At 56.8% G+C, this 5964-nt stretch carries 6 protein-coding genes; all 6 read left to right on the plus strand.

Annotated elements, in window-relative coordinates:
• Positions 1 to 77: 77 nt before the first annotated feature.
• Positions 78 to 1298, plus strand: coding sequence for a glycolate oxidase subunit GlcF (glcF, locus tag D6877_RS18015; RefSeq protein WP_130911647.1), 1221 nt, complete (start codon positions 78 to 80; stop codon positions 1296 to 1298).
• 88 nt (positions 1299 to 1386) lie between these two features.
• Positions 1387 to 2766 carry a VOC family protein gene (locus D6877_RS18020; protein ID WP_130911648.1) on the plus strand — a complete coding sequence of 460 codons (1380 nt, stop codon included), beginning with the start codon at positions 1387 to 1389 and terminating at the stop codon, positions 2764 to 2766.
• 175 nt (positions 2767 to 2941) lie between these two features.
• Positions 2942 to 3484: a hypothetical protein gene (locus tag D6877_RS18025; RefSeq protein WP_130899288.1), complete on the plus strand. Its 543-nt coding sequence runs from the start codon at positions 2942 to 2944 to the stop codon at positions 3482 to 3484.
• Positions 3485 to 3659: 175 nt separating this feature from the next.
• Positions 3660 to 4670 (plus strand): DUF6708 domain-containing protein, encoded by a 1011-nt coding sequence (locus tag D6877_RS18030; RefSeq protein ID WP_241662921.1) that lies wholly within the window; start codon positions 3660 to 3662, stop codon positions 4668 to 4670.
• A 118-nt stretch (positions 4671 to 4788) separates the two neighbouring features.
• Complete coding sequence (locus D6877_RS18035; protein WP_130911649.1) at positions 4789 to 5286, plus strand: hypothetical protein; 498 nt, start codon at positions 4789 to 4791, stop codon at positions 5284 to 5286.
• Between the two features lie 157 nt (positions 5287 to 5443).
• Positions 5444 to 5964 (plus strand): glycosyltransferase (locus D6877_RS18040; RefSeq protein WP_130911652.1); only part of this gene is annotated, 521 nt, incomplete at its 3' end.

Consider the following 5964-nt stretch of genomic DNA (forward strand, 5'->3'; position numbering starts at 1 on the left):
TACCACCGGCAACTCAAGGCGCAACTCGACCCGCAAGGGCTGTTCAACCCCGGGCGAATGTACGCGGAGGTCTAGCCATGCAAACCACCCTCAGCGAGCAATCGCGGCAACTGCCCCGCGCCGCCGAAGCGGAAAAAATCCTGCGCACCTGCGTACATTGCGGTTTCTGCAACGCGACGTGTCCGACGTATCAACTGCTCGGCGATGAACTCGATGGGCCGCGCGGACGCATTTACCTGATCAAGCAAGTGCTCGAAGGCGCACCGGCCACCGAACAGACGCAGCTGCATCTGGACCGTTGCCTGTCGTGCCGCAACTGCGAAACCACCTGCCCGTCCGGCGTCGATTATCACAACCTGCTCGACATCGGCCGCGCGGTAGTCGACAGCGCGGTGCCGCGCCCGGCCGCCCAGCGCTTGCTGCGCGAAGGCTTGCGCGCGCTGGCGCCGAATCCGGCTGTGTTCAAAGGCTTGCTGCGCATGGGCGCGACCTTTCGGCCGCTGCTGCCGCGCCTGCTGGAAAGCAAACTGCCGCAACGCTTGGGTGCCATGGGGTCGCGCCCTGCTCCTCGGCATGCGCGCCGGGTGTTATTACTCGAAGGCTGCGTACAACCGGGCCTGTCGCCGAACACCAATGACGCGACCGCGCGGGTGCTCGATCGCCTGGGCATCAGCGTTACTCCGGTAAGCGAGGCCGGGTGTTGCGGCGCGCTCGACTATCACCTCGACGCCCAGACCAAGGGCCTGGACCGCGCCCGGCAGAACATCGATGCCTGGTGGCCGCATCTGCAGAACGGTGCCGAAGCCATCGTACAGACGGCCAGCGGTTGCGGTGCATTCATCAAGGACTATGGGCATTTGCTCGCCGACGATCCGGACTATGCCGATAAGGCTCGGCAGATCAGCGAAATGACTCGGGACTTGGTGCAAGTCATCGCAGAAGAACCGCTGGAACAGGTATGCGCGGCCAGCGAACGGCGCATCGCTGTGCATTGCCCGTGTACTTTGCAGCACGCACTGAAACTCGGCGGCGCGGTGGAAGCAGTGCTGACCCGGCTCGGTTTCAACCTTACGCCGGTGCCGGACGGCCATTTGTGCTGCGGCTCGGCGGGCACCTACTCGCTGACGCAACCGGTGCTGGCGCGGCAACTGCGCGACCAACGCCTCAACGCACTGGAAAGCGGCCGGCCTGAATTGATCGTCACCTCAAATGTGGGCTGTCAAAGCCATCTGGCGAGCGCCGGGCGCACGCCGGTCAAGCATTGGATCGAGCTGGTGGATCAGTCGTTGGCAGAATGAAGTTCGTAGGATTCTTCGTTTGCCCGCGTGGGCGAAGGCTGCGATCTTTTCCAGCATCCATTCCGTGACCGTGGCAGGAATTTTTTTCATGACCGTGCAGCCGTTCGTCAGCCCCGACCTGATCCGCCAACGCTTCTCCCGAGCGATGTCCGACATGTACCGCGAAGAGGTGCCGCTGTACGGCGCGCTGATGGAACTGGTGGAGAAAACCAACCGCGAAGTGCTGGCACGTCAGCCTGACATTGCCGGACAGCTCAAGCGCACCGGCGAAATCGAACGGCTGGACATGGAGCGCCACGGCGCCATCCGCGTCGGGACCGCGAGCGAACTGGCCACCCTCGCCCGCTTGTTCGCGGTGATGGGCATGCAACCGGTGGGTTATTACGACCTGACCCCGGCGGGTGTGCCGGTGCATTCGACAGCGTTCCGCGCGGCGCATGAAGAGGCGCTACAGGTCAGCCCGTTTCGTGTGTTCACCTCGTTGCTGCGTCTGGAGTTGATTGAAGATCCTGAATTGCGTTCGTTTTCCGAGTCGGTGTTGGCCCGTCGTGCGATCTTCACCGACGCCGCGTTGCGCCTGATTGAACAGGCGGAAACGGCGGGCGGCTTGAATGAAACTGAAGCCGCGGAATTCGTCCGACAGGCACTGGAGACTTTTCGCTGGCACCACAGCGCTACCGTCAGCGCTGCGCAATACCAGAAACTCAGCGCCCAGCACCGCCTGGTCGCTGACGTCGTTGCGTTCAAGGGCCCGCACATCAATCACCTGACGCCGCGCACGCTGGACATCGACACCGTGCAAGAACAGATGCCTGCTCACGGCATCACGCCGAAAGCGGTGATCGAAGGCCCACCGCGCCGCAATTGCCCGATCCTGCTGCGCCAGACCAGCTTCAAAGCGCTGGACGAGCCGATCGCCTTCACCGATCAGCCCGAAAGCCGTGGCAGCCACAGTGCGCGCTTCGGCGAAATCGAACAACGCGGCGCAGCTCTGACACCCAAGGGTCGCGCGCTGTATGACCGCTTGTTGAACGCCGCACGGGATGAACTGGGCGACTTCCCCAATGAAGCGAACGCCGCACGCTACAACGCGCTGATGACGCAGCACTTTGCCGAATTTCCTGACAGCGTCGAGGGCATGCGCGAACAGGGGCTGGCGTACTTTCGTTATTTCGTTACGGAAAAGGGCATCGCGGCGCACGGACTTGGCGAATCGTCACTGAAGGACTTGCTGCGCGATGGCTATGTGAAAGCGGAGCCGCTGGTGTACGAAGATTTCCTGCCGGTGAGCGCAGCGGGGATTTTTCAGTCGAACCTCGGCGATTCTGCGCAGACGCATTACGCCGAACACTCCAATCGCCAGGCTTTCGAACAGGCGCTGGGGCGTTCGGCCATCGATGAGTTGGGGTTGTATGCCGAGACGCAACGGCGGTCGATTGAGGAGTGTTTGACCCGACTCGCGCGTTAAACATTAAAAGATCGCAGCCTACGGCTGCTCCTACAGGGGAAACGCATTCCAAATGTAGGAGCTGCCGTAGGCTGCGATCCTTTGATCTGAAGCTATGAGGCAATCTTTGCCTCTGGACGACTTGCAAAAATGGATGGAGTCCAGCGTCTGGGGGAACAAAACTAAGAATCGCAGCATGCAGGACGAATGGAACGAACTGGCAAAGGTCGTGCAAAAACCTACTTGTGAAATGATTCGTGATGCCAAGCAGACCTATCTGAAGCTTATAATTCCAGGCGTTAGCACGCAGGAAATGGATACTCGAAAATTGCAATTGAAAGCGTACCAGCAATATCGCGATGTTCCAAAGAAAGGGGGTTACGCGCCCGGCCCTTTTCCCTTGAGATGGCGGGAGTGCACGACAACCTGGATTAGTCGATTAGTCGTAGCCAGTAAAGGCAACGAAGCGTTGACAATTCATTTGCCGATCAGTGACTCATTGCAGACCACAGATTTTTCCTTGGCATTGACCATCGCTTATCAATTGGAAGCTGAACGTGACGTAATGCACGAAACCTGCTTTGTGCTCCGTGACCTGCATATTATTAGCTCACCTTATAGGCGCGATCCAACGCGCGGTGTCTTTAAGCTTGATTCTGCTGACTCGTTGCCGATTGGCACAAGTAAATCCCAATTCATATTGTTCAAAAAAGAAGATTTGGGGACCATCGATGCTTAAAAGCCTTTTCAAGCGCGGCGCTAAATTCACTACTTCTGAAGCCGCAGCGGACATCCGTAGCGAGAGGCCAAGGGCTGGAGAAGTCCGCGTCCGTGGAATGAATGAAACTTTGTTTCTATCGCCATTACCGGTCTATACAGGACAAACTCAATCCTCTCGCCGGAATTTTTCAGGGATGAACGAAGTATTCCTGGAACTCGGTGGAAGTAATTGGGGAATGGTTGAACAAGGAAAAATACTTGCCGCTGGAATTTGGATGGCATTGACGACAGCATTCATTGCTCCGGTGCTTATCTGTGCTTGGCTCGTACTTTTCAGCCCTCACGGAATAGATCGAAGGTTCGTCGACCTAATTGGTGACTCGTTACTGGTTTTTGCTAGTGGCTCTCTACTGTTTATTCTCCCTCTTGGTGCGTACTTATACGGAATGCTCTCCGGCGTCTTTAAAGCAGCAAAAACCTACCCCGTCCGCTTCAACCGCCAACGCCGCGAAGTCTGCTACGTCGACAGCAAAACCCGCCGCGTCCTCATCGTACCTTGGGAAAGCGTCGTCGCCTGGGTCTCCAACACTCAGGGCGTCACCAGTTATGGCGCTACTCGCCAGTACACGTTCGGCATGGGTCTGGAGGATGAGGAGCAGGACAAAGTGCAATTCCTACTGCTACCACAACCCAGCGATGCACATGCTTTAGGGATGTGGACGTCAATTCGTAATTACATGGAAGACGGTCAGTTGGTAGATGCTTCAAACCCGATGCTCAAGGCACTGGGTTTGACTCCATCCGGTGATCGGCTCAAACCGTACGAAGGCCTACACACTTTTGAAATCGAACGCGAAGACGCACGCGCGATGGGGTCGCTGGACGAGGGTGGCGACGAACTGACGCCCGAGCAGCGCGAGCATTACGGTTACTCGAATAAATCCTACTGGCCATTGCGCCGCTGGTACATGTGGCGCGTGCTGAGCTTCTGGAAGATGCCTTACATGCTAGCCGAATGGGCGCATCGCAAAGGGCGGCCTACCCTTCCGGAGCAAGTGCAAACGTGGTCTGAGGCGTTGCCACCAGAACAATGGGCCAAGCCCAGCGCTGCATTGGTGAAAGCCAATCAAATGGTCAAGACTGCCATGGACAAAAAAGGCGCCACGTTCGTCGAAGCGTGCAAAGCTGCGGGGTTACATGGATGAAATGGGAGCAACCACGTTCGTCTATTTATTTGAATTCTTAACATCTGTTAAAACGTAAAGCCGATTTGTTTCGGTTTATGCGACGCCATAAGTCGGAAATTTCGAGTCTGAACCCCCCATGAATACCCGTCAGATAACGCTTGCCAATCGATGGACCGCAACCTTTCAAAACATCGGCGAGTTTCGCATGGGCGTCGAGGGCTGGAGCTTGCTTCTACAGGGTCCGGATAACCAGACGATCAAATACTTCGCAGACCAGATTGTTCTAGCGAACGATGAGGACGGCCACCAAGCCAACACCTGCATCCTGCTGTCGGTCGATGGTGTTTACGGCTATTTGCGTACGGCCATAGACGGCGACTGGGTGATCGATTTTGCGCGAGGGATGATTGCCCCTCATCGAGTAACGATTCGCCACCATCACGACGCTTACGACGAGACCCTTGCGCTGTACGAGCAGCCCGCTTTCAAACGTGCGCGCCAGTACATCAGTGTTGTCGGAAAACACATCTATCTGACCTTTCCGCTAACCAGAGATGAGGACTTTCCCAATTTGTGGGAGGAATACTTGGCAATCCGCAAGCGCCAACTGGATGAGCTTTACTTCGCAACCTGATGAACGCATGGCTACATCCGGTACGCATCCCAACCGTTTTACGTCCTCACATTTCTCCAGTGTCCGACCCTGCCAAATTAAGCTTCACCTAAGCTTCCCCCGCTAGCATCCCGGCTCATCAACCTGTCGTCTTGAGCCGTGGATGAGTCCCTCCGACATGAAAGCCTTCGATTTACCCTCCCAGCCGCAATCCAACTTCAGCCTCGTCCTGGTAAATTACAAAACCCCGGACATTACCCGCATGTGTCTGGAGCTGTTGCGCGAGCATGTCCAGGCGCAGGGCATTGCAGTGTGGGTGGTGGATAACGATTCGGCGGATGCCAGCCTCGATTATTTGCGTTCGCTGGACTGGATCAATCTGATCGAGCGGCCGTCGCCGGGCAAGGAAATGGGGCATATTGCCCATGGCAAGGCGTTGGATCTGGCCTTGGCGAAAGTTGAGACCGATTACTTGTTTCTGCTGCACACCGACACCTTTGTCTACGACATGGAAGTGTTTGCGATGATGATGCGCGAATGCACGAAAAATGCGGACATGGCGGCGGTGGGTTGTGTTGAGCAACTTGATCGTGGGTTACTGCGTGATAGCTGGCGTTTAACTTCGCGGTTCTGCAAACATCATGTTCGTCGGCTCAAAGTTCATCTTGGCCTGCGTTCAAAACCGCCACGCCCGTATAA

Source organism: Pseudomonas sp. Sample_9, assembly GCF_004307535.1.
Classification (GTDB): domain Bacteria; phylum Pseudomonadota; class Gammaproteobacteria; order Pseudomonadales; family Pseudomonadaceae; genus Aquipseudomonas; species Aquipseudomonas mercuritolerans.

What these genes read in the sequence shown, in the direction of transcription:
- glcF (WP_130911647.1), top strand. Translation starts at nt 78, where the DNA reads ATGCAAACCACCCTCAGCGAGCAATCGCGGCAACTGCCCCGCGCCGCC.
- D6877_RS18020 (WP_130911648.1), top strand. Translation starts at nt 1,387, where the DNA reads ATGACCGTGCAGCCGTTCGTCAGCCCCGACCTGATCCGCCAACGCTTC.
- D6877_RS18025 (WP_130899288.1), top strand. Translation starts at nt 2,942, where the DNA reads ATGCAGGACGAATGGAACGAACTGGCAAAGGTCGTGCAAAAACCTACT.
- D6877_RS18030 (WP_241662921.1), top strand. Translation starts at nt 3,660, where the DNA reads ATGAACGAAGTATTCCTGGAACTCGGTGGAAGTAATTGGGGAATGGTT.
- D6877_RS18035 (WP_130911649.1), top strand. Translation starts at nt 4,789, where the DNA reads ATGAATACCCGTCAGATAACGCTTGCCAATCGATGGACCGCAACCTTT.